This window comes from Luteimonas sp. TWI382 (assembly GCF_039674545.1).
Classification (GTDB): Bacteria; Pseudomonadota; Gammaproteobacteria; order Xanthomonadales; family Xanthomonadaceae; genus Luteimonas.
Genome location: NZ_JBDJNS010000020.1, coordinates 22,552 through 40,238 on the forward strand (window position 1 = coordinate 22,552; position 17,687 = coordinate 40,238).

The following is a 17,687-nucleotide window of genomic DNA, read 5'->3' on the forward strand; positions in this document are numbered from 1 at the left end:
GGGAGCGGCAGGATGGCGATCCCAGGCGACGGCACGCAGTGCCGAAGGTCATCGATGTGTGAGCGCTTCGCCCTCACAGCGCGTCGTCGATGCGACCGGTCCGTCGAGCACATGCACGGTATCGGCCAGCCGCCTGACCTCGTCGGGATGGTGGCTGACGTAGAGCATCGGCAGTCGGACTTCGTCGCGGACGCGCTGCAGCCAGGGAATCAATTCCTCCCGGCGCGCCTGGTCGAGCGCCGACAGCGGCTCGTCGAACAGCAGCACCGCCGGCTGCGAAAGCAGGGCGCGGCCGATCGCGACGCGCTGCGCCTCGCCGCCCGAAAGATGCGCCGGCCGTCGCGCGAGCAGATGGCCGATGCCGAGCAGCTCGACCACGTCATCCAGCGCAATGGTCTGGGGGCCCGTGTGGCGTCCGTAGCGCAGGTTGCGCCGCACATCCAGGTGCGGGAACAACCGGGCGTCCTGGAACACGTAGCCCACGCGTCGCCGATGCACCGGCAGGTCGATCCGGCGTGCGCTGTCGAACAGCACGCGGCCGTCGATCTCGATGCGCCCGGCGTGGGGACGCACCAGGCCAGCGATCGCATTGAGCACACTGGTCTTGCCTGCGCCGGATGGCCCGGTCAGCGCAACCACGCGCTGATCGGCGTCGATACGCACCGCGCGCGCGAAGCTGCCCAGGCGCAGCTGGATGTCGATCGCCAGGCTCATGCGTCACGACCTGTGCGCTGGCGGCGAACCAGCCACTCGGAGGCCAAGAGCGCCGCCAGCGAGATCGCGACCGCGACCAGCGCAAGGCGCCAGATGCCGGCTTCGCCGCCGGGCACCTGCAGCAGGCCATAGAGCGCCGAGGACATGGTCTGCGTTTCGCCAGGGATGTTGGAGACGAAGGTGATCGTCGCGCCGAACTCGCCCAGCGCCTTGGCGAATGCGAGGACGGCGCCGGCCACCACGCCCGGCCAGGCCAGCGGCAGCGTGATCGTCAGGAATACGCGCCACGGCCCGGCGCCGAGCGTCGCGGCCGCCTGCTCGAGCCGGCGGTCGACGTTCTCGATCGACAAGCGGATCGTGCGCACCATCAGCGGAAAGCCCATCAGCGCGCTGGCGAGCGCGGCACCGGTCCAGCGGAACGCGACGCTGATGCCGAGGGTCTCTTCGAGCCACAGGCCCACCGGGCCGTTGCCACCGAGCATCACCAGCAATGCGTACCCCACCACGACCGGCGGCAGCACCAGCGGCAGATGCACCAGGGCGTCGAGCAGCGCCTTGCCCGGAAAGCGTCGGCGTGCCAGCAGCCAGGCGATCGCGATGCCGAGCGGTAGGCTGCCGAGCGCGGCCGCGGTCGCGACCTTGAGGCTCAGCCCGATCGCGACCAGCTCGTCCGGCGAGAAGGCGTACCAGGCGGTCGACGCCATCGTGCGGCTCAGCGGATCGTGAAGCCGTGGCGGCGGAAGATCTCCGCCGCGGCATCGCCGTCGAGCCAGTGCACGAACGCGTCGGCCTGGCGCGGTTGCGCACTGCCCGCCACCCGCGCGACCGGATAGATGATCTCCGGATGGCTGCCGGCCGGAAACGTCGCCAGCACCTTGACCCGCGGCTCGGCGCGCGCGTCGCTTGCGTAGACCACGCCCAGCGGCGCCTCGCCGCGGGCGACCAGCGCCAGCGCGGCGCGCACGCTGTCGGACTCGGCGACGCGTGGGCGCAGCACGCTCCAGGTGCCGAAGGACTCGAACGCCGCCTTGGCGTACTTGCCGGCGGGCACACTGGCAGTGAGGGCCAGCGACAGCCGGCCGCGCGGGCCCAGCAGCGGCAGCAGGTCGCTGCGCGCGTCCAGCGCGAACGGCTGCGCGGCGCTGTCGGCCGGCGCGATCAGCACCAGGCGGTTACCCAGCAGGTTGCGTCGCGATGCGGCGTCGATCATCCCGCGCTGCGCCAGCCAATCCATCCAGTCCTGGTCGGCGGAGACGAACACGTCGGCCGGCGCGCGCTGCGCGATCTGGCGCGCCAATGCCGAACTGGCCGCGTACGACACACGGACCGGCTGGCCGGTCTGGCGCGTGTACTGCGCGGCGGCGGCATCGAGCGATTCCTTGAGGCTGGCGGCTGCGAACACCGTCAGCGGTGTCTGCGCGAACATGGGCATGGCCGCGAACAGGAGCAGGGCCGGCAGCAGCCAAACGCGGAGACGACGGGAGGAGGTCGGGAGCATCGCAGGGCGTCCGGTTCGGGATCAGGGGGCGGCGACCACGACGATCTGCTCGACCTGGCGCACGCTGAGCGCCGCGCGCGTGTCGCCGGCGATCACCAGCCGCAGCGGACCGTGGGTCGCATCCAGCGGCCGGCCATCGCAGCGGTCGGCCAGCAGAACAGTGCGGCCACCGAGCGTGGGGTCGAGCTCGGCCAGCGAGAACAGCGCACGGTAGCCGTCGCGCGCGCGCACCAGTACGTAGCGTGTCAGGTCGCCGCCACGCAGCGGGGCGACCGGCATCGCGCCGCTGGCCTGCAGCAACGCGGCCAGCGACACGCCTTCGCAACGGCGTGCATGGCCGTGGTCGTCGAACGCGAGGTCGCGCCGTTGCAGCGTCGCGCGCGCCGCCTCGTCGAGCGGCACCACGTGCGGCGATGCGGCCACCGGCGCGGACGCGCGCCCGACGGTCGCATGCCCGCCTGCCTCCTGCGCGCCGGCCCAGGCAGGCAGCATCAGCAACAGCGCTGGCACCAAGCGGCGGGACAGGGGCATCGTCGGATCTCGGCGTTATGTTCGTCCGAGAATAACGATGCGGCGATACCGGGTAAAGCGCGGAGGCATCGCGTCGCTACAACGTGTCGATCGGCAGCTTGAGATAGCGCACGCCGTTGGCTTCGGGCTCGGGCAGCGCCCCGGCGCGCAGATTGGTCTGCACCGCCGGCAGCAGCAGTGCCGGCATCGCCAGTGTCGCATCGCGCGCGGTGCGCATCGCGACGAACGTTGCTTCATCGATGCCCTCGCGCACGTGGATGTTCTCGCGCCGCTGGCAGCCGATCGTCGTCTCGCAGGCCACCGGGCGACCGCCCGGCCCGTAGTCGTGGCAGACGAACACGCGGGTGCTGTCGGGGAGGGCGAACAGCCGCTGGATCGAGCGGTACAGCGTCGCTGCATCGCCACCCGGGAAATCGCAGCGCGCGGTACCGCCGTCGGGCATGAACAACGAGTCGCCCGTGAACAGCGCATCGCCGATCAGATACGCACTGCTGTCGCTGGTGTGTCCGGGCACGGGGATGGCCCGTGCGGTCATCTCGCCGATGGCGAACTCGGCATTGGGCGCGAACAGTCGGTCGAACTGCGACCCGTCCTCCAGGACGTGTTCGCCGAGGTTGAAGATCGGCCGGAAGGTCTTCTGCACTGTGCGGATGCCCTCGCCGATCGCCAGGCGCGCGGCGGGCAATTGCCGGCGCAGCCAGTCGCCTGCCGAAAGATGATCGGCATGGGCATGGGTTTCCAGGATCCACTGCACATCGAGCTCGTGGCTGCGCACATGATCGAGCAGGTGGCCGGCCGACACCGTGGCGGTCCTGGCCGATGCGGCGTCGAAGTCGAGCACCGGGTCGATGATCGCAGCCGCGCGCGAGCGCCGATCGCGGACGACGTAGCTCCACGTGCTGCTGGCGGCGTGGAAGAACGGGGTGACCTCGGGCGGCATGGACGGCTCCTGCGGGCGGGCCAGCGCACTGTAGGAGCCCGCCGTGACGGGAAGGTTCGCGCGATTCAGGGCGCCGCGGGCGCCAGCGCGGCATTGAGCAGGGCGCCGAGCCGGGCGCCGGCGTCGCGCAACTGCCGCTCGGCGGTCGGTAGGTGGACGCTCACATAGTCCTGGCCGAGCCGGCCGCGCGCGGGATACACGCCGGGTGCGACCGCGATGCGGCAGGCAGCTTCGGCCCAGTCCTGCGTGGGCGGTGGCAGCACGCGTGCCGCGGGTGCAGGCGGCGGCAGCGTGCTCAGATGCGCCAGCCAGTCGGCATCGCTGCGCCCGACGCTGTTGAGCATGCCGCTGTCCCAGAACGCGTGCAGGTTGGTGCCGCGTCCGCGGTGATTGATCTGGTGGGTGTTGCCGCCCTTGTCGTGGGCGTAGCCGGCGTGCATCGGCTGGTGCGCGTCGCCGACGAAGTGCACGACGAATTTCAGCGCGGTGACGCGTTGCGCGCGCGGACGCGCGGTGTCGGCCAGGATCGCGGTCTGGGCGACGATCGCCTCGACCACGCAATCGCCGTTCGGGCAGTCGCGCGTGGCCTGGTAGCGGCAGGCCGACTCGCCGATGTTGACGTAATGCCATTTCGCCGAGCGGCGGCCCAGTGCCGGGTCGTGCTCCCGCAGGGCATCGGCCCAGGAGGCGATACCACCCAGGGTTGGATCGGGTTCGCCTGCGAGCAGCGCATCGACCTGCGCCCGCGCCTGCGGCGTGAGGTCGCGCTCGGCAAGCTGGGCGACCAGCCGGTGGCCGAGTTGGCCCCAGGCGAGTGCGGACGAGGAGGTCGCCGCGAGGGCGAGCAGGCAAAACGACAGAACGAAACGGCGCATCCGATCCATTGTATCGGATGCGCCGCCTGTCGGACTCGATGGATCAGAACTTCAGGACGTACGCCGCGCCGTAGACCAGCGGGTCGATGTTCGCGGTGCCCAGCTTGACGCCATCCACGCGGACATCGCTGTCGATGTCCATCCAGCGCGCGTCGACGCGGATCGCACCGTTGCCGACCTTGAAGTCGACGCCGACGTGCGCGGCCAGACCCCAGGAGTTGCTCAGTGCCAGACGCGACCCGGCCAGCGCACCGCGGGTTTCTTCGTCGAAGAAGGTGGTGTAGTTGACGCCGACGCCGACCAGCGGCGAGACCGCGCCGGCGCTGTTGAAGTGGTACTGCAGGCTCACCGTCGGCGGCAGGTGCTTGGTGCTGCCGACCTTGCCCAGGCCCTTGATGTCGATGTCGTGGCGGAAGGGCGTGGCGGCCAGCACTTCGACGCCGAGGTTGTCGCGCACGAAGTACTCGACCGCGATCGTCGGACGGGTGCTGCTGCCGATCGACAGCGGCAGGGTGCCGTTGGCCAGCGTGCCGTTGTCGGACTTGGGATTGACGTTGTGGGCGCCGATCGCGACGGTCCACTCGCCGGCCGACTGGGCGGCGGCGGGGAGGGCGGGAACAGCGCAGGCGAGGGCAAGCAGGGCAATGGACAGCGGACGCATCGTGGCGGTCTCTTCGTGGGAACTGGCGCCAGTCTCCGCCGCTTGCCAGGTGTGCGCCTTGATCCCGATCAACGCCATGGCGATCGTTCTGCGCTTGGAGCAGGCGACTACGCGCGATCCGGGCTCGCGGTAGAATCGACGGTGCTGTCTCCGATGCCGGCATCGCCGGCATGGCGTTCCTTCCCTTTCACGTGCCGCACCCGCGCGGCTGCAGGAGTCCGGATTCATGGCGATCAAGGTAGGCATCAACGGCTTCGGCCGCATCGGCCGCAACGTGCTGCGCTCTGCGGTGGAGAATTTCGACGGCGAGATCGAGATCGTCGCGATCAACGATCTGCTCGAGCCCGACTACCTGGCCTACATGCTGCAGTACGACTCGGTGCATGGCCGGTTCCAGGGCGAGGTGTCGGTCGACGGCGACACGCTCGTGGTCAACGGCGCCCGGATCCGCCTGACCCAGGAACGTGACCCGGCGAACCTGAAGTGGGACGCGGTCGGGGCCGAGGTCGTCATCGAGGCCACCGGTCTGTTCCTGACCAAGGACACCGCGCAGAAGCACATCGATGCCGGCGCCAAGAAGGTCATTCTGTCGGCGCCGTCGAAGGACGACACGCCGATGTTCGTCTACGGCGTCAACCACGACAGCTACGCGGGCCAGGCGATCGTCTCCAATGCCTCGTGCACGACCAATTGCCTGGCCCCGCTGGCCAAGGTCATCCACGACAAGTGGGGCATCAAGCGTGGCCTGATGACCACCGTGCACGCGGCGACCGCGACCCAGAAGACCGTCGACGGCCCGTCCAACAAGGACTGGCGCGGCGGTCGCGGCATCCTGGAGAACATCATCCCGTCCTCGACCGGTGCGGCCAAGGCGGTCGGCGTGGTGATCCCCTCGCTCAACAAGAAGCTCACCGGCATGAGCTTCCGCGTGCCGACCTCGGACGTGTCGGTGGTCGACCTGACCGCCGAACTGGAAAAGCCGGCGACCTACGACGAGATCAAGGCCGAGATCAAGGCGCAGAGCGAAGGCGCGCTCAAGGGCGTGTTGGGCTACACCGAGGACAAGGTGGTGGCGACCGATTTCCGCGGCGATGCGCGCACGTCGATCTTCGATGCCGAGGCCGGCATCGCGCTCGACGCCACGTTCGTCAAGCTCGTGGCCTGGTACGACAACGAGTGGGGCTACTCCAACAAGTGCCTGGAACTGGCCCGGGTGGTTGCCGGCAAGTAAGCCGTCGCACGCCCATGCTCGACCCGAAGCCCCGCCTCGTGCGGGGCTTCTCGTTTTCGCGCCCGGCCGGGTAAGGTGCGCCCAGACGCGCCGTCGGCGCGGACGGATAGGCGCCATGGAAGCATTGCTCTTTCTGGGGGTCGCGCTGTTGGTGGCCGTGCCGGTCATGTCGATCGTCGCGATGGTGACGGCCTTCGACCTGCGCCGCCGGGTGGCTGGGCTCGAGTCCCAGCTCGAAGCGCTGCAGGCGCGCGCGCGCGCGACGCCGGACGCGGCGGGCGATGCCGCCGAGCCCGAGGTGGGTTGGCAGGACGATGTCTTCGACACCGCCGCTGGCCCCTGGGTCGATGACGGCCCGATCGCCGACCGAGGCGAGGCGTCGTCGTTGGCCGACCCCAGGCCCCCGCGGCCCGCTTCGGTGCCACCGCCGTTGCCGTCGGCACCGCCGCGCGCGGCCTGGCGCGATGCCGACCCAGGTCCCGCGCCTGTTCGGTCCGAGACGGCGCCCGGATCGCCGACGCCGCCGGCAGGTCCCGATCCGCTGTCGCGTGCGGCGCGCTGGGTGCGCAGCTGGTTCACCACCGGCAACGTACCGGTGAAGATCGGCATGCTGGTGCTGTTCGCCGGCGTCGCCGCACTGCTCAAGTACGCCAGCGACCAGGGGTACCTGTCGGTGCCGGTGGAGCTGCGGCTGGCCGCGGTCGCGGCCGCGGCGATCGGCGGCCTGGCGTTCGGCTGGCACCGCCGCGACAGCCACCCCACGTTTGCGCTGAGCCTGCAGGGCGGGATGATCGGCATCCTGCTGCTGGTCGTGTTCGCGGCGTACAAGCAGTTCGGCCTGCTGCCCGGCAGCATCGCGTTCGCCGCCAGTGTGGCGCTGGTCGCCGGTGCCGGCGTGCTGGCGGTGCTGCAGAATGCCCGCGCGTTGGCGGTGTTCGCGGTGCTGGCCGGGTTCCTGGCGCCGATCTGGCTGTCGAGCGGCGGCGGCAGCCATGTCGCGCTGTTCGCGTACTACGCGGTGCTCAATGCCGCGATCCTGGGGATCGCCTGGTTCCGGGCTTGGCGGGTGCTCAACCTGCTGGGCTTTGCCTTCACCTTCGGCATCGGCACGATCTGGGGCGTGCTGCGCTACACCCCTTCGGACTTCGCCACGACCCAGCCGTTCCTGGCGCTGTTCTTCGCGTTCTACCTCGCCATCCCACTGCTCTACGCGCGGCGCCGGCCGCCGTCGCGGCGCGATCTCGTCGACGGCTGCCTGGTGTTCGGCACCCCGCTGGTCGCGTTCTCGCTGCAGGCCGGCCTGCTGCAGGGGCGCACGTTCGCGCTCGCGCTGTGCGCGCTGGGCGTGGCCGCGGTCTACGCCGCGCTGGCCTGGGCGCTGCTGCGGCGCCGCCGTGAGGCGGTGCTCGGCCAGGCCTACGCACTGCTCGCGGTCGGCTTTGCCACGCTGGCGGTGCCGCTGGCGCTGTCGGCACGCGCGACCGCCTGCGTGTTCGCACTTGAAGGCGCCGGCTTGGTCTGGCTGGGCCTGCGCCAGCGCCGCCTGCTGCCGCAATTGTCCGGCGTGGGGCTGCAATTGGCCGCGGCGGTGGCCTATGCGCTCGGCGCCACCGCCTGGCCGCGCCCGGTCGAGCCGGTGTTCGCCAACGGCGGCTTCGTCGGTGCGTTGCTGATCGCGCTGTCGGGCCTGGCGATTGCGGCCGCCTACCGGCAGGCCGGGCGCGTGCCGGTCGCGCGCATCGCCTATGTCTGGGCGCTGGCCTGGTGGCTGGGCGCCTGGAGCCAGGAACTGGCACGCGCAGTGCTGTCGACTTGGCTGCCGGACGCGATGCTTGTGCTGGCCGCGGTCACAGGCTGGCTCGCGGCCGAGGTCCATCACCGACGGCCCGACCCGGCGCTCGGTGGGACGCTGTTCGCCGCGCTGTTGGTCGCTGCGCCGTTGGCGTTCTGGCAGATGCATGCACACGTGCAGCCGTTCGCCGGCTACGGCGCCCCCGCCTGGGCGGTGTTCGCCGTGCTTGGCTTCCGCGGCCTGGTGTGCCTGCGCGCGGGCGAGGATCGCCTGGCGCGCGCTGCGCAACTGCTGTGGTGGCTGCTTTGGCCGCTGGTGCTGTCGCTGCTGCTGGCACACGTCGCCGACATGGCCGGGCTGGCCGGCGGCTGGTTCGCGGTCGCGATCGCCTTGCCATGGCTGGTCGTCTCGGCGCTGTCGTTGTGGCGTTGGCCATGGCTGGCGCAGCCGCTGGGCGAGCGCTTCGATCCGGTGCGCACGTTGTTGCGCGGCGTGTTGTTGAGCGTGCTCGCGTTGTGGTGGCTGGTCGCGCTGGGTAATCGTGGCGACAGTGCGCCGCTGCCCTGGATTGCGTTGCTCAATCCGCTCGACCTGGCCCAAATCGCCGTTGTGCTGCTGTTGGCCCGCTGGATGTGGTCGCCCGATGGCACCGCGCCGCCGGGCGCGCCGCGCGTCCCGCTGCTGTCGCTGCTGGCGTTCGTGCTCGTCACCGCGATCACTCTGCGCGCCGCGCACCACTGGGGCGGCGCGCCGTGGAATGCGCGCCTGGCCGGCAGCAGCTTGGCCCAGACCAGCCTGACGGTGGTCTGGAGCATTCTTGGTGTGCTGGGCTGGATCATCGGTTCGCGCCGCGGCCAGCGCGCGCTTTGGCTCGCCGGTGCGGTGCTGATGGCGGTGGTGCTGGCCAAGCTGGTGCTGGTCGATCGCGGCCACCTCGGCAACCTGTGGGGCATCGGCTCGTTCATCGCCTACGGCCTGCTGTGCACGGTCGTGGGCTTCTTCGCGCCGGCGCCGCCGCGCGCCGTCGTTCCCCGCGAGGAGGCGCCCGCATGATCCGATTCCGTCCCGCCATCGCTGCCTGTCTGCTCGGCGCATCCGCGCTCGCCGCCGCGCAAGCGGACTTTGCTGTGCAGTGGCCGCTGACGCTTGAGGAGCCGTCGGCGAGTGCCTATCGCATCACGCTCACACCCGAGGTCTACGCCCAGGTCTGGTCGCCGTCGCTGCGCGACGTGATCGTGGTCGACGGTGACGGCCGACCGGTGCCGGCGGCCTTCGTCGACGCCTCGATGGCGCCGGCGACGCCGACGCGGCGCGAACTGCCGTGGTTCCCGCTGCCCGCCGACACCGGGCGCCGCGATGGCGACATCGCTGCGATCAGCGAGATCGCCGCCGACGGGAGCCTGCGGCGTGTGCAGATGCGCGCGTCGGGCGGCGAGGCCGCCGGTGCGTTCCTGGTCGATGCCAGCGCGATCGAGGGACAGGTGGACGCGCTCGCGCTGCGCTGGGACGACGCGCAGCCGCCGTTCGAGCAGGCCTACCGGATCGAGATGTCGGACGACCTGCGCCAGTGGCGCAGCGTGCACGATGAGGCCCGGGTGCTCGACCTGCGCCGCGACGCCCAGCGGCTGATCGAACGGCGCATCGCGTTGCCCACCCCGATCCATGCGCGCTATCTGCGACTCACGCCGCTGCGTGCGGCCGCCGCGCCGCTCCGGTTGCAGGCGGTCGAGGCCGAACTGGCGCCGGTGCAGGCGCCGGTGGCCTGGCACTGGCAGGTACCGGCACCGCAGCCGGCCGGCGAGCGCGGCGCGATCGTCTATCGCAGCGATGGTCGCTTCCCGGTCGAGCGGATCGAGATCGCGCTGGCCGGCAACGGCACCGGGCGCTGGACGCTCGAGCGACGCGATGCCGACGATGCCCCCTGGCGCGTCGTGGCCGCCGATCACGTGGTGTACCAGGCCGGTAGCGGCGCGGACCTGCGTCGGTCGCCGCCGTTGGCGCTACCGGCGCCGGTTCGCGATCGCCAATGGCGGTTGACGCCGACCACCGCGGCGCCGGGCGCGCCGCCGGCGCTGCGTCTGGGTTACCGGCCCGAGACGCTGGTGTTCGTCGCCGAGGGGCGTGCGCCCTATGCGTTGCAGGCCGGCAGCGCCCGTGCGGCGCGCACCGATGCGCCGGTCACGCCACTGCTCGATGCGCTGCGCGTCCAGCATGGCCCCGGCTGGCGTCCGGCGAACGCCGCGCCCGGTGCGATGGCACCGTTGGCCGGCGCGGCGGCACTGCAGGCGCCGGTGCCCACGCGCGACTGGAAGACCTGGACGCTGTGGGGGGTGCTGCTGCTCGGCGTGCTCGTCGTGGGCGGCTTCGCGCTGAGCCTGCTGCGCGGGCGCAAGGACGTCTGAGGCCACTGCGCCGCGTTTGCCTGTCCGCGACGGCTGCGCCGACAATGCCGGGTGCGCACCGCGTGCCGGGCTGCCTGTCACGCACGATTCCGAAGCCGCAATGCGGCGCCATGGACGGCCTGGCGCGGCCCTTTTCCTTCTTTTCAAGCGAGTCCAGTCCCCATGACCATCGTTCGCATGACCGACCTCGACCTTTCCGGAAAGCGTGTGCTGATCCGACAGGACCTCAATGTCCCCGTCGACGGCGGCAAGGTCACGTCCGATCAGCGCATCCTCGCCTCGCTGCCGACGCTGCGTCAGGCGCTGGCACAGAACGCGGCCGTGATGGTGACCTCGCATCTGGGCCGGCCGAAGGAGGGCAGCTGGAGCGAGGCCGATTCATTGGCCCCGGTCGCCGCGCGCCTGTCCGAACTGCTCGGCATTGAGGTGCCGCTGGTGCGCGACTGGGTCGACGGCGTCGAGGTCGCCCCCGGCCAGCTGGTGCTGCTGGAGAACTGCCGCATGAATGTCGGCGAGAAGGCCGACGACGAGGCGCTGGCGCGCAAGTACGCAGCGCTGGCCGACGTGTTCGTCATGGACGCGTTCGGCACCGCGCATCGCGCCCAGGCCTCGACGCACGGTGTGATCCGCTTCGCGCCGCAGGCCGCCGGCGGTCCGCTGCTGATGGCCGAGCTCGACGCATTGGCCAAGGCGCTCGACGCGCCGGCGCGTCCGCTGCTGGCGATCGTGGCGGGCAGCAAGGTGTCGACCAAGCTCGAGCTGCTGTCGTCGCTGGTGGGCAAGGTTGATCAGTTGATCGTCGGCGGCGGCATCGCCAACACCTTCATCGCCGCGCTCGGGCACGGGGTGGGCAAGTCGCTGGTCGAGACCGATCTGATCGACACTGCCAAGCAGATCATGGCCGACGCCAAGGCGCGCGGCGCCGAGATTCCGGTGCCGACCGACGTCGTGGTGGCGCCCGCCTTCGCGGCCGATGCGCCGGCGACGGTCAAGGCCGTGGACGCGGTCGAGGCCGACGACATGATTCTCGACATCGGTCCGGACACCGCGAAGCGCTATGCGGCGATGATCGCCGACGCCGGCACCGTGGTCTGGAACGGCCCGGTCGGGGTCTTCGAGTTCGATGCGTTCGGCCACGGCACCGAGGCGCTGGCGCGTGCGATCGCCTCGTCGAAGGCATTCTCGATCGCTGGCGGCGGCGATACGCTGGCCGCGGTCGACAAGTACGGCATCGCCGACGAGGTGTCCTACATCTCGACCGGCGGCGGTGCGTTCCTGGAGTTCCTCGAGGGCAAGACGCTGCCGGCGGTCGCGGCGCTGGAGGCGCGCGGGGCGTGAGCGGGGATGCGCTGTTCTTCGATCTCGACGGCACGCTGATCGATTCGGAGCCCGGCATCCTGGGCGGCATCGCGCATGCGCTCGAGGTACTGGGCCATGCGCCGCTGTCGCGCGAGACGCTGCTGCCGTGGATCGGTCCGCCGCTGCGCGACAGTTTCGACGCGTTGTTTGCCGGGGATGCAGCCCGTACCGAGCGCGCCATCGCGGTCTATCGCGATCGCTACGACACGATCGGATGGCGCGAGCACGCCGTCTATCCCGGTGTGGCGGAGGCGATCGAGACGCTGCGGGCCGATGGCCGCACGCTGGCGGTGGTCACCTCGAAGAACGAACGCTTTGCGCGGCGCATCGTCGAGGGCCTGCCGTTCGGCGATGCATTCGCGACGATCGTCGGCGCAAGCGACGACGGCGTACGCCGCTACAAACGCGAACTCATCGCCGAGGCACTGTCGCGGCTGGCGTTGTCGGCCGCGTGCTGCACGATGATCGGCGACCGGCGCATGGACATGGAGGGCGCGCGCCAGCACGCGATGCGCGCGATCGGCGTGTCGTGGGGCTTCGGTTCGGCCGACGAACTGCGCAAGGCCGGCGCCGACCAAGTGGTCGATTCGCCGGCTGCGCTGGTCGCACAGGTGGGCTGACCGTAAGCGGTCGCCATGCCGTTGCAAGCGTTTCCAAGTAAGCTCGCAGGCGGCATGCCGTTCCGGGATGCCTCGGGCGCGTCGCCCGCCAGCGCGCGCTTGACCATCGGTGGACACTAAGATCGCGGAATGACTGCCAACGAATTGACTCCCGTCCCGGCGCATCGGCGCCGTACACGTATCCTCGCCACGCTCGGACCTGCCACCGACGCGCCGGGCGTGCTCGACGCGCTGATCGCCGCCGGCGTCAATGCCGTCCGCCTCAACTTCTCGCATGGCGACCCGGCATCGCAGAAGGTGCGCGCCGAGGCTGTCCGCGCCGCGGCCGACCGAGCCGGGGTCGAGATCGGCATCCTGGCCGACCTGCCGGGCCCGAAGATCCGCATCGAAAAGTTCGCCGACGGCAAGGTGACGCTGCGCGCAGGCGCGCGCTTCGACCTGGTCGCCGACCCCGACGCGCCCTTGGGCACGGTCGACGAGGTCGGCGTCAGTTATCTCGGCTTGCCGGACGACGTGGCGGCAGGCGACGTGCTGCTGCTCGACGATGGCCTGATGCAGTTGCAGGTGACCGCGGTGGAGGGCGTGCGCATCGTCACCACCGTACTCAACGACGGCGTGCTGTCGAACCGCAAGGGTCTCAACAAGCAGGGCGGTGGCCTGTCGCTGGGCGCGTTGACCGATCACGACCGTGCGCTGATCAAGATCGCCGCGGAGATCGGTGTCGACTTCATCGCGGTGTCGTTCTGCCGCAATGCGGCCGACATGGAAGAAGCGCGTTCGATCGCGCGTGCGCATGGCAGCGATGCCGCGCTGGTGTCGAAGATCGAACGTACCGAGGCAATCGAGAATCTCGCCGAGATCATCGATGCCAGCGACGTGGTGATGGTCGCGCGCGGCGACCTGGGTGTGGAGATCGGCGACGCCGAGCTGCCGGGCCTGCAGAAGAAAATCATCCGCGAGTCGCTGGCGCGCAACAAGGTGGTGATCACCGCCACCCAGATGCTGCAGTCGATGGTCGAAAGTCCGATGCCCACGCGCGCCGAGGTGCTCGACGTGGCCAACTCGGTCATCGACGGCACCGATGCGGTGATGCTCTCGGCCGAGACTGCCGCCGGTGCGTATCCGGTGCGCGCGGTCGAGGCGATGGCGCGGGTCTGCGTCGGCGCCGAGCGCCAGTTCGCGCAGGACACCGACTTCGAGAAGGCGCAGCGCAACCTCGAACGCGCCGACCACGCGATCGCGATGGCCGCGATGTTCCTGTCCGAGCACGTCGGCGTCGGCGCGATCGTCGCGATGACCGAATCGGGCGGCACCGCGCGCTACCTGTCGCGTTTTCGCGGCGGCGCGTCGATCTACGCGTTCTCGCGCCACGCCGGCGCACGTCGGCGCATGTCACTGATGCGCGATGTGTTCCCATTCAACTACGACAGCCGCGGTCAGACCCCGCGCGAAGCCGCGCGCGGCAGCATCCGCCTGTTGGTCGACGCCGGCCTGCTGGGGCCGGGCGAACGTGTGGTGTTCACCAGTGGCGAGCACATGGAGACACACGGCGCGACCAACACCCTGCGCCTGCTGCAGGTCGGCGGCGACGGTCGGGCCGAGGGCCTGGGCGAGCTGTAGCCGGCCCGTGCGCGGGACCGCCACCGGCTGTCCCGCGCGGCCTGCGCGGATCGCGACGTGCTGTAAACGTTTTCCCCGACGTTGCGCGCGATTTCGGCGCGCGGCGGCGCCGGGCGCTGGGCGCTTCGTCGAAGCCGGCGGGCTATAATGGGCGCCTTTCCCCGCCGATGGACGTCACCGCCACATGAGCATCGAACAGCTTGCAGACATCGCCCAGGCCATGGTCGCGCCGGGCAAGGGCATCATCGCGATCGACGAGTCCACCTCCACCATCGCCAAGCGGTTCGAGGGCGTGGGCATTCCGAACAACGAGGAGAACCGTCGCGCCTACCGCGAACTGCTGCTGACCACGCCCAAGCTGTCGGACCACATCAGCGGTGCGATCCTGTTCGACGAGACGATCCGTCAGTCGACCAAGGACGGGGTGCCGTTCGCCAAGTACATGAGCGATCACGGCATGATCCCGGGCATCAAGGTCGACAAGGGCACGCACGCGCTCGCCGGGTTCCCGGGCGAGGTCGTCACCGAGGGCCTGGATGGGCTGCGCGCGCGCCTGGAGGAGTACTACAAGCTTGGCGCCCGCTTCGCCAAGTGGCGCGCGGTGATCAACATCGGCGAGGACATCCCGTCGGGCACCTGCATCGAGGCCAACGCCCACGCGCTTGCCCGCTACGCGGCGCTGTGCCAGGAGCAGGGCCTGGTGCCGATGGTCGAGCCGGAAGTGCTGATGGACGGCAGCCACGACATCGAGACCTGCTACGAGGTCACCGAGGTCACGCTGCGCGCGCTGTTCGACGCGCTGTACAACCAGAACGTCATGCTCGAAGGCACGATCCTCAAGGCGTCGATGGTGCTGCCGGGCAAGGACAGCGGCGAGACTGCCGAGGTCGACGAGGTCGCCGAGGCCACGCTGATGTGCCTGAAGTCGGCGGTGCCGGCGATCCTGCCGGGCATCGTGTTCCTGTCGGGCGGGCAGAGCGACGAGCAGTCGACCGCACATCTGGATGCGATGAACCGCCTTGGGCCGAACCCCTGGCCGCTGTCGTTCTCCTATGGCCGTGCGATGCAGCAGGCCGCCTTGAAGCTGTGGTCGCAGGACCTGGCCAACAACGTCGCCAAGGCGCAGGAGACGGTGTTCGCCCGCGCCCGCGACAACGGTCTGGCCGCGCAGGGCAAGTGGAAGAAGGGCTGAGCCTGATCTTCCGTTCGCTCATCGAAACGCCGGCCTTGCGCCGGCGTTTCGCGTTGTGGGCCCGCCCCGTCTGTCCGCCCGCAAAACCGAAAAACCTGCAAAACCGGGGTGCGAGTGCCAATTTGCCGCGCGAAATTGGACTCAGGTCCCGGGGGTTGGGTGGGCCCCGGGGTGGGGGGCCTGACCGCGGGTCGTGCGGCTCAGGCCGCCAGCGCCGCGGTGTAGCGCGCCAGCATCACGGGATCGTGGCAGCAGAACAACACGTCCAATGGGTCCTCGGCCAGGCTGTCGCGCACTTGCGCCACGGCGATCGCGACCGCGGCATCGGGCGGGTAGCCGTAGATCCCGCAGCTGATCGCCGGGAACGCGATCGACGCCAGTCCATGCACCCGCGCCAGTGCCAGCGCGTTGCGGTAACAGGCGGCGAGCAGCGCTGGCTCGCCGTACCGGCCGCCCTGCCAGACCGGGCCGACGGTGTGGATCACATGGCGCGCCGGCAACGCGAAGCCAGGCGTGATCCTCGCTTCGCCGGTCGGGCAACGGACACCCGGCCGCGATTCGGGCAGGGCGCGGCAGGCATGCAGCAGCGCCGGGCCGGCCGCGCGATGGATGGCGCCATCGACGCCGCCGCCGCCGAGCAAGGACGGGTTGGCGGCGTTGACGATCGCATCGACCTCGCAGCGGGTGATGTCGGCATGCAGGGCGCGGAGCTGGTCCATCGGCGCAGCATATCGACGGCGGCTGGATGGTGGCATCACGCCGTCTGCGCGATGCTGGCGGCCGATCCTGTCCTTGAGAGCGACTTTTCGATGAGCGATCGCGCGCCATTGCACGTCCCCTCCCCCGTCCACGATCTGCTGCGCCGCGGGCGCAAGGTGGAGGCGATCAAGATTCTGCGCGATGCCAATCCGGGGCTGTCGCTGCGGGCCGCCAAAGACTCGGTCGACGCACTTGACGGGCGCGACGACCGGTACCGCCCGTCATCGCAGGCGAGCCCCGTGGGCGAGGCGACGCTGCCCACCGAGGTCGCGGCGCGGATCGCGACGGGCAACACCGAGGACGCGGCGCGGCGCTTGCGCGAGCTCGACCCGGCACTCGACGACGAGGCGGCGCGGCAGACCGTGTCCCGGCACGCCTCGCCGCTGCTGCGCGAGGCGCGCCAGGAGACCGTGGTCGCCGGCGATAGTGGCCGCTACGGCTGGCTGCTCTGGGTGGCGCTGCTGTTGGCGCTCAGCGTCGGCCTGGCGCTGTGGATGGCGCGAGGCTAGCGCCGGGTCGCGCTCAGGGCAGGCCCGCCAGCCAGTCGTCGTCCGAGCCTTCGTTGACGTCGGCAAACAGCGGCGTGGAGAAGTAGCGCTCGCCGGTGTCGGGCAGCATCGTCAGGATCACCTCGCCGTCGCTGGCGGTCTTGGCGACCTCGAGCGCGGCGGCTGCGGTGGCGCCGGCCGAGATGCCGACGAAGATGCCTTCTTCGGCCGCGAGCCGGCGCGCGGTCTCGATCGCCAGCCCGTCGTCGACCGAGAGTACCTGCGCGGCGATGTCGCGATTGAGCACCTCGGGTACGAAGTCCGGGGTCCAGCCCTGGATCTTGTGCGGCGCCCAGTCCTTGCCTTGCAGCATGGCCGCGCCCGCAGGTTCGGCCGCGGTGACCTTGACCTCGGGCCGCGCGACCTTGAGGACCTCGCCCACGCCGGTCAGCGTGCCGCCGGTGCCCCAGCCGGTGACGAAGTGGTCGAGCCGGCGGCCGGCGAAGTCGCGCAGGATCTCGGCCGCGGTGGTATTGCGGTGGTAGGCGGGATTGGCGGGGTTGGCGAATTGGCTGGCGAGGAACCAGCCGTGTTGCTCGGCGAGTTCCTTGGCCTTGCGGACCATGCCCGAGCCGCGCTCGGCGGCCGGGGTCAGGATCACCTTGGCGCCGTATGCGCGCATCAGCTTGCGGCGCTCGATCGAGAACGTCTCGACCATCGTGGCGACGAACTTGTAGCCGCGCGCGGCCGCGACCATCGCCAGAGCGACGCCGGTGTTGCCGGAGGTGGCCTCGACGATCGTGTCGCCAGGCTTGAGCAGGCCGCGGCGCTCGGCGTCGAGGACGATGGCCAGGGCCAGGCGGTCCTTGACCGAACCGCCAGGATTGAAGGATTCGACCTTGGCGTAGAGTGTGACGTTGGCCGGCGCCAGCCTGTTCAGCCGGACGATGGGCGTGTTGCCGACGGTGTCGAGGATGCTGTCGTACAGGGCCATGGGGAACTCGC

17 protein-coding genes are annotated in these 17,687 nt (G+C 70.5%); 8 read left to right on the plus strand and 9 right to left on the minus strand.

Going from position 1 to position 17,687, the window contains the following annotated elements:
• Positions 1–48 precede the first annotated feature (48 nt).
• The 7 genes from modC to ABE505_RS12610 all read right to left on the minus strand — a co-directional run bounded on the left by modC (position 49) and on the right by ABE505_RS12610 (position 5,219).
• Positions 49–714 carry a molybdenum ABC transporter ATP-binding protein gene (modC, locus tag ABE505_RS12580; protein WP_346444544.1) on the minus strand — a complete coding sequence of 222 codons (666 nt, stop codon included), beginning with the start codon at positions 712–714 and terminating at the stop codon, positions 49–51.
• On the minus strand, positions 711–1,418 hold the full coding sequence (modB, locus tag ABE505_RS12585; protein ID WP_346444546.1) for a molybdate ABC transporter permease subunit: 708 nt from the start codon (positions 1,416–1,418) through the stop codon (positions 711–713). Before modB ends, modC begins: the two co-directional genes overlap by 4 nt.
• An 8-nt stretch (positions 1,419–1,426) precedes the next feature.
• Entirely contained in the window at positions 1,427–2,212 is a 786-nt protein-coding gene (gene modA, locus ABE505_RS12590; protein ID WP_346444548.1) for a molybdate ABC transporter substrate-binding protein, read from the minus strand.
• Positions 2,213–2,233: 21 nt separating this feature from the next.
• Positions 2,234–2,743 carry a molybdopterin-dependent oxidoreductase gene (locus tag ABE505_RS12595; RefSeq protein WP_346444550.1) on the minus strand — a complete coding sequence of 170 codons (510 nt, stop codon included), beginning with the start codon at positions 2,741–2,743 and terminating at the stop codon, positions 2,234–2,236.
• Positions 2,744–2,819: 76 nt separating this feature from the next.
• A complete protein-coding gene (locus ABE505_RS12600; RefSeq protein ID WP_346444552.1) occupies positions 2,820–3,683 on the minus strand; it encodes an MBL fold metallo-hydrolase in 864 nt (287 codons plus the stop codon).
• A gap of 65 nt (positions 3,684–3,748) precedes the next feature.
• Positions 3,749–4,558: a S1/P1 nuclease gene (locus tag ABE505_RS12605; protein WP_346444554.1), complete on the minus strand. Its 810-nt coding sequence runs from the start codon at positions 4,556–4,558 to the stop codon at positions 3,749–3,751.
• Positions 4,559–4,601: 43 nt separating this feature from the next.
• A complete protein-coding gene (locus ABE505_RS12610; protein WP_346444611.1) occupies positions 4,602–5,219 on the minus strand; it encodes an OmpW family outer membrane protein in 618 nt (205 codons plus the stop codon).
• A 226-nt stretch (positions 5,220–5,445) separates the two neighbouring features.
• Here ABE505_RS12610 and gap point away from each other — a divergent pair, with 226 nt between their 5' ends.
• From gap to ABE505_RS12645, 7 genes are all read left to right on the plus strand, one after another.
• Positions 5,446–6,450: a type I glyceraldehyde-3-phosphate dehydrogenase gene (gene gap / locus ABE505_RS12615; RefSeq protein WP_346444556.1), complete on the plus strand. Its 1,005-nt coding sequence runs from the start codon at positions 5,446–5,448 to the stop codon at positions 6,448–6,450.
• Positions 6,451–6,565: 115 nt separating this feature from the next.
• Positions 6,566–9,295, plus strand: a complete 2,730-nt coding sequence (locus tag ABE505_RS12620; RefSeq protein ID WP_346444558.1) for a DUF2339 domain-containing protein — start codon at positions 6,566–6,568, stop codon at positions 9,293–9,295.
• Positions 9,292–10,644 carry a DUF3999 family protein gene (locus ABE505_RS12625; protein ID WP_346444560.1) on the plus strand — a complete coding sequence of 451 codons (1,353 nt, stop codon included), beginning with the start codon at positions 9,292–9,294 and terminating at the stop codon, positions 10,642–10,644. Before ABE505_RS12620 ends, ABE505_RS12625 begins: the two co-directional genes overlap by 4 nt.
• A 162-nt stretch (positions 10,645–10,806) precedes the next feature.
• Positions 10,807–11,982: a phosphoglycerate kinase gene (locus tag ABE505_RS12630; protein WP_346444561.1), complete on the plus strand. Its 1,176-nt coding sequence runs from the start codon at positions 10,807–10,809 to the stop codon at positions 11,980–11,982.
• Positions 11,979–12,623: an HAD hydrolase-like protein gene (locus ABE505_RS12635; protein WP_346444563.1), complete on the plus strand. Its 645-nt coding sequence runs from the start codon at positions 11,979–11,981 to the stop codon at positions 12,621–12,623. The genes ABE505_RS12630 and ABE505_RS12635 overlap by 4 nt, the downstream gene beginning before the upstream one ends.
• Positions 12,624–12,752: 129 nt before the next feature.
• Complete coding sequence (pyk, locus tag ABE505_RS12640; RefSeq protein WP_346444564.1) at positions 12,753–14,243, plus strand: pyruvate kinase; 1,491 nt, start codon at positions 12,753–12,755, stop codon at positions 14,241–14,243.
• 184 nt (positions 14,244–14,427) lie between these two features.
• Positions 14,428–15,435, plus strand: coding sequence for a class I fructose-bisphosphate aldolase (locus tag ABE505_RS12645; protein ID WP_346444565.1), 1,008 nt, complete (start codon positions 14,428–14,430; stop codon positions 15,433–15,435).
• Between the two features lie 200 nt (positions 15,436–15,635).
• Here ABE505_RS12645 and ABE505_RS12650 read toward each other — a convergent pair whose 3' ends face one another.
• The gene (locus ABE505_RS12650; RefSeq protein ID WP_346444567.1) at positions 15,636–16,154 is read right to left on the minus strand and encodes an O-acetyl-ADP-ribose deacetylase; all 519 of its coding nucleotides are present in this window, start codon (positions 16,152–16,154) and stop codon (positions 15,636–15,638) included.
• Positions 16,155–16,205: 51 nt separating this feature from the next.
• Between ABE505_RS12650 and ABE505_RS12655 the strand changes: the two genes are divergently transcribed.
• Positions 16,206–16,703 carry a hypothetical protein gene (locus tag ABE505_RS12655; RefSeq protein ID WP_346444569.1) on the plus strand — a complete coding sequence of 166 codons (498 nt, stop codon included), beginning with the start codon at positions 16,206–16,208 and terminating at the stop codon, positions 16,701–16,703.
• 13 nt (positions 16,704–16,716) lie between these two features.
• Here the strand turns inward: ABE505_RS12655 and cysK are convergent, their stop codons facing one another.
• Positions 16,717–17,676 carry a cysteine synthase A gene (gene cysK / locus ABE505_RS12660; protein WP_346444571.1) on the minus strand — a complete coding sequence of 320 codons (960 nt, stop codon included), beginning with the start codon at positions 17,674–17,676 and terminating at the stop codon, positions 16,717–16,719.
• Between the last annotated feature and the right edge of the window lie 11 nt (positions 17,677–17,687).

Bases quoted from the DNA above. Each gene is read 5' to 3' on its own strand.
- modC (WP_346444544.1), bottom strand. From the start codon at position 714: ATGAGCCTGGCGATCGACATCCAGCTGCGCCTGGGCAGCTTCGCGCGC.
- modB (WP_346444546.1), bottom strand. From the start codon at position 1,418: ATGGCGTCGACCGCCTGGTACGCCTTCTCGCCGGACGAGCTGGTCGCG.
- modA (WP_346444548.1), bottom strand. From the start codon at position 2,212: ATGCTCCCGACCTCCTCCCGTCGTCTCCGCGTTTGGCTGCTGCCGGCC.
- ABE505_RS12595 (WP_346444550.1), bottom strand. From the start codon at position 2,743: ATGCCCCTGTCCCGCCGCTTGGTGCCAGCGCTGTTGCTGATGCTGCCT.
- ABE505_RS12600 (WP_346444552.1), bottom strand. From the start codon at position 3,683: ATGCCGCCCGAGGTCACCCCGTTCTTCCACGCCGCCAGCAGCACGTGG.
- ABE505_RS12605 (WP_346444554.1), bottom strand. From the start codon at position 4,558: ATGCGCCGTTTCGTTCTGTCGTTTTGCCTGCTCGCCCTCGCGGCGACC.
- ABE505_RS12610 (WP_346444611.1), bottom strand. From the start codon at position 5,219: ATGCGTCCGCTGTCCATTGCCCTGCTTGCCCTCGCCTGCGCTGTTCCC.
- gap (WP_346444556.1), top strand. From the start codon at position 5,446: ATGGCGATCAAGGTAGGCATCAACGGCTTCGGCCGCATCGGCCGCAAC.
- ABE505_RS12620 (WP_346444558.1), top strand. From the start codon at position 6,566: ATGGAAGCATTGCTCTTTCTGGGGGTCGCGCTGTTGGTGGCCGTGCCG.
- ABE505_RS12625 (WP_346444560.1), top strand. From the start codon at position 9,292: ATGATCCGATTCCGTCCCGCCATCGCTGCCTGTCTGCTCGGCGCATCC.
- ABE505_RS12630 (WP_346444561.1), top strand. From the start codon at position 10,807: ATGACCATCGTTCGCATGACCGACCTCGACCTTTCCGGAAAGCGTGTG.
- pyk (WP_346444564.1), top strand. From the start codon at position 12,753: ATGACTGCCAACGAATTGACTCCCGTCCCGGCGCATCGGCGCCGTACA.
- ABE505_RS12645 (WP_346444565.1), top strand. From the start codon at position 14,428: ATGAGCATCGAACAGCTTGCAGACATCGCCCAGGCCATGGTCGCGCCG.
- ABE505_RS12650 (WP_346444567.1), bottom strand. From the start codon at position 16,154: ATGGACCAGCTCCGCGCCCTGCATGCCGACATCACCCGCTGCGAGGTC.
- ABE505_RS12655 (WP_346444569.1), top strand. From the start codon at position 16,206: ATGCTGGCGGCCGATCCTGTCCTTGAGAGCGACTTTTCGATGAGCGAT.
- cysK (WP_346444571.1), bottom strand. From the start codon at position 17,676: ATGGCCCTGTACGACAGCATCCTCGACACCGTCGGCAACACGCCCATC.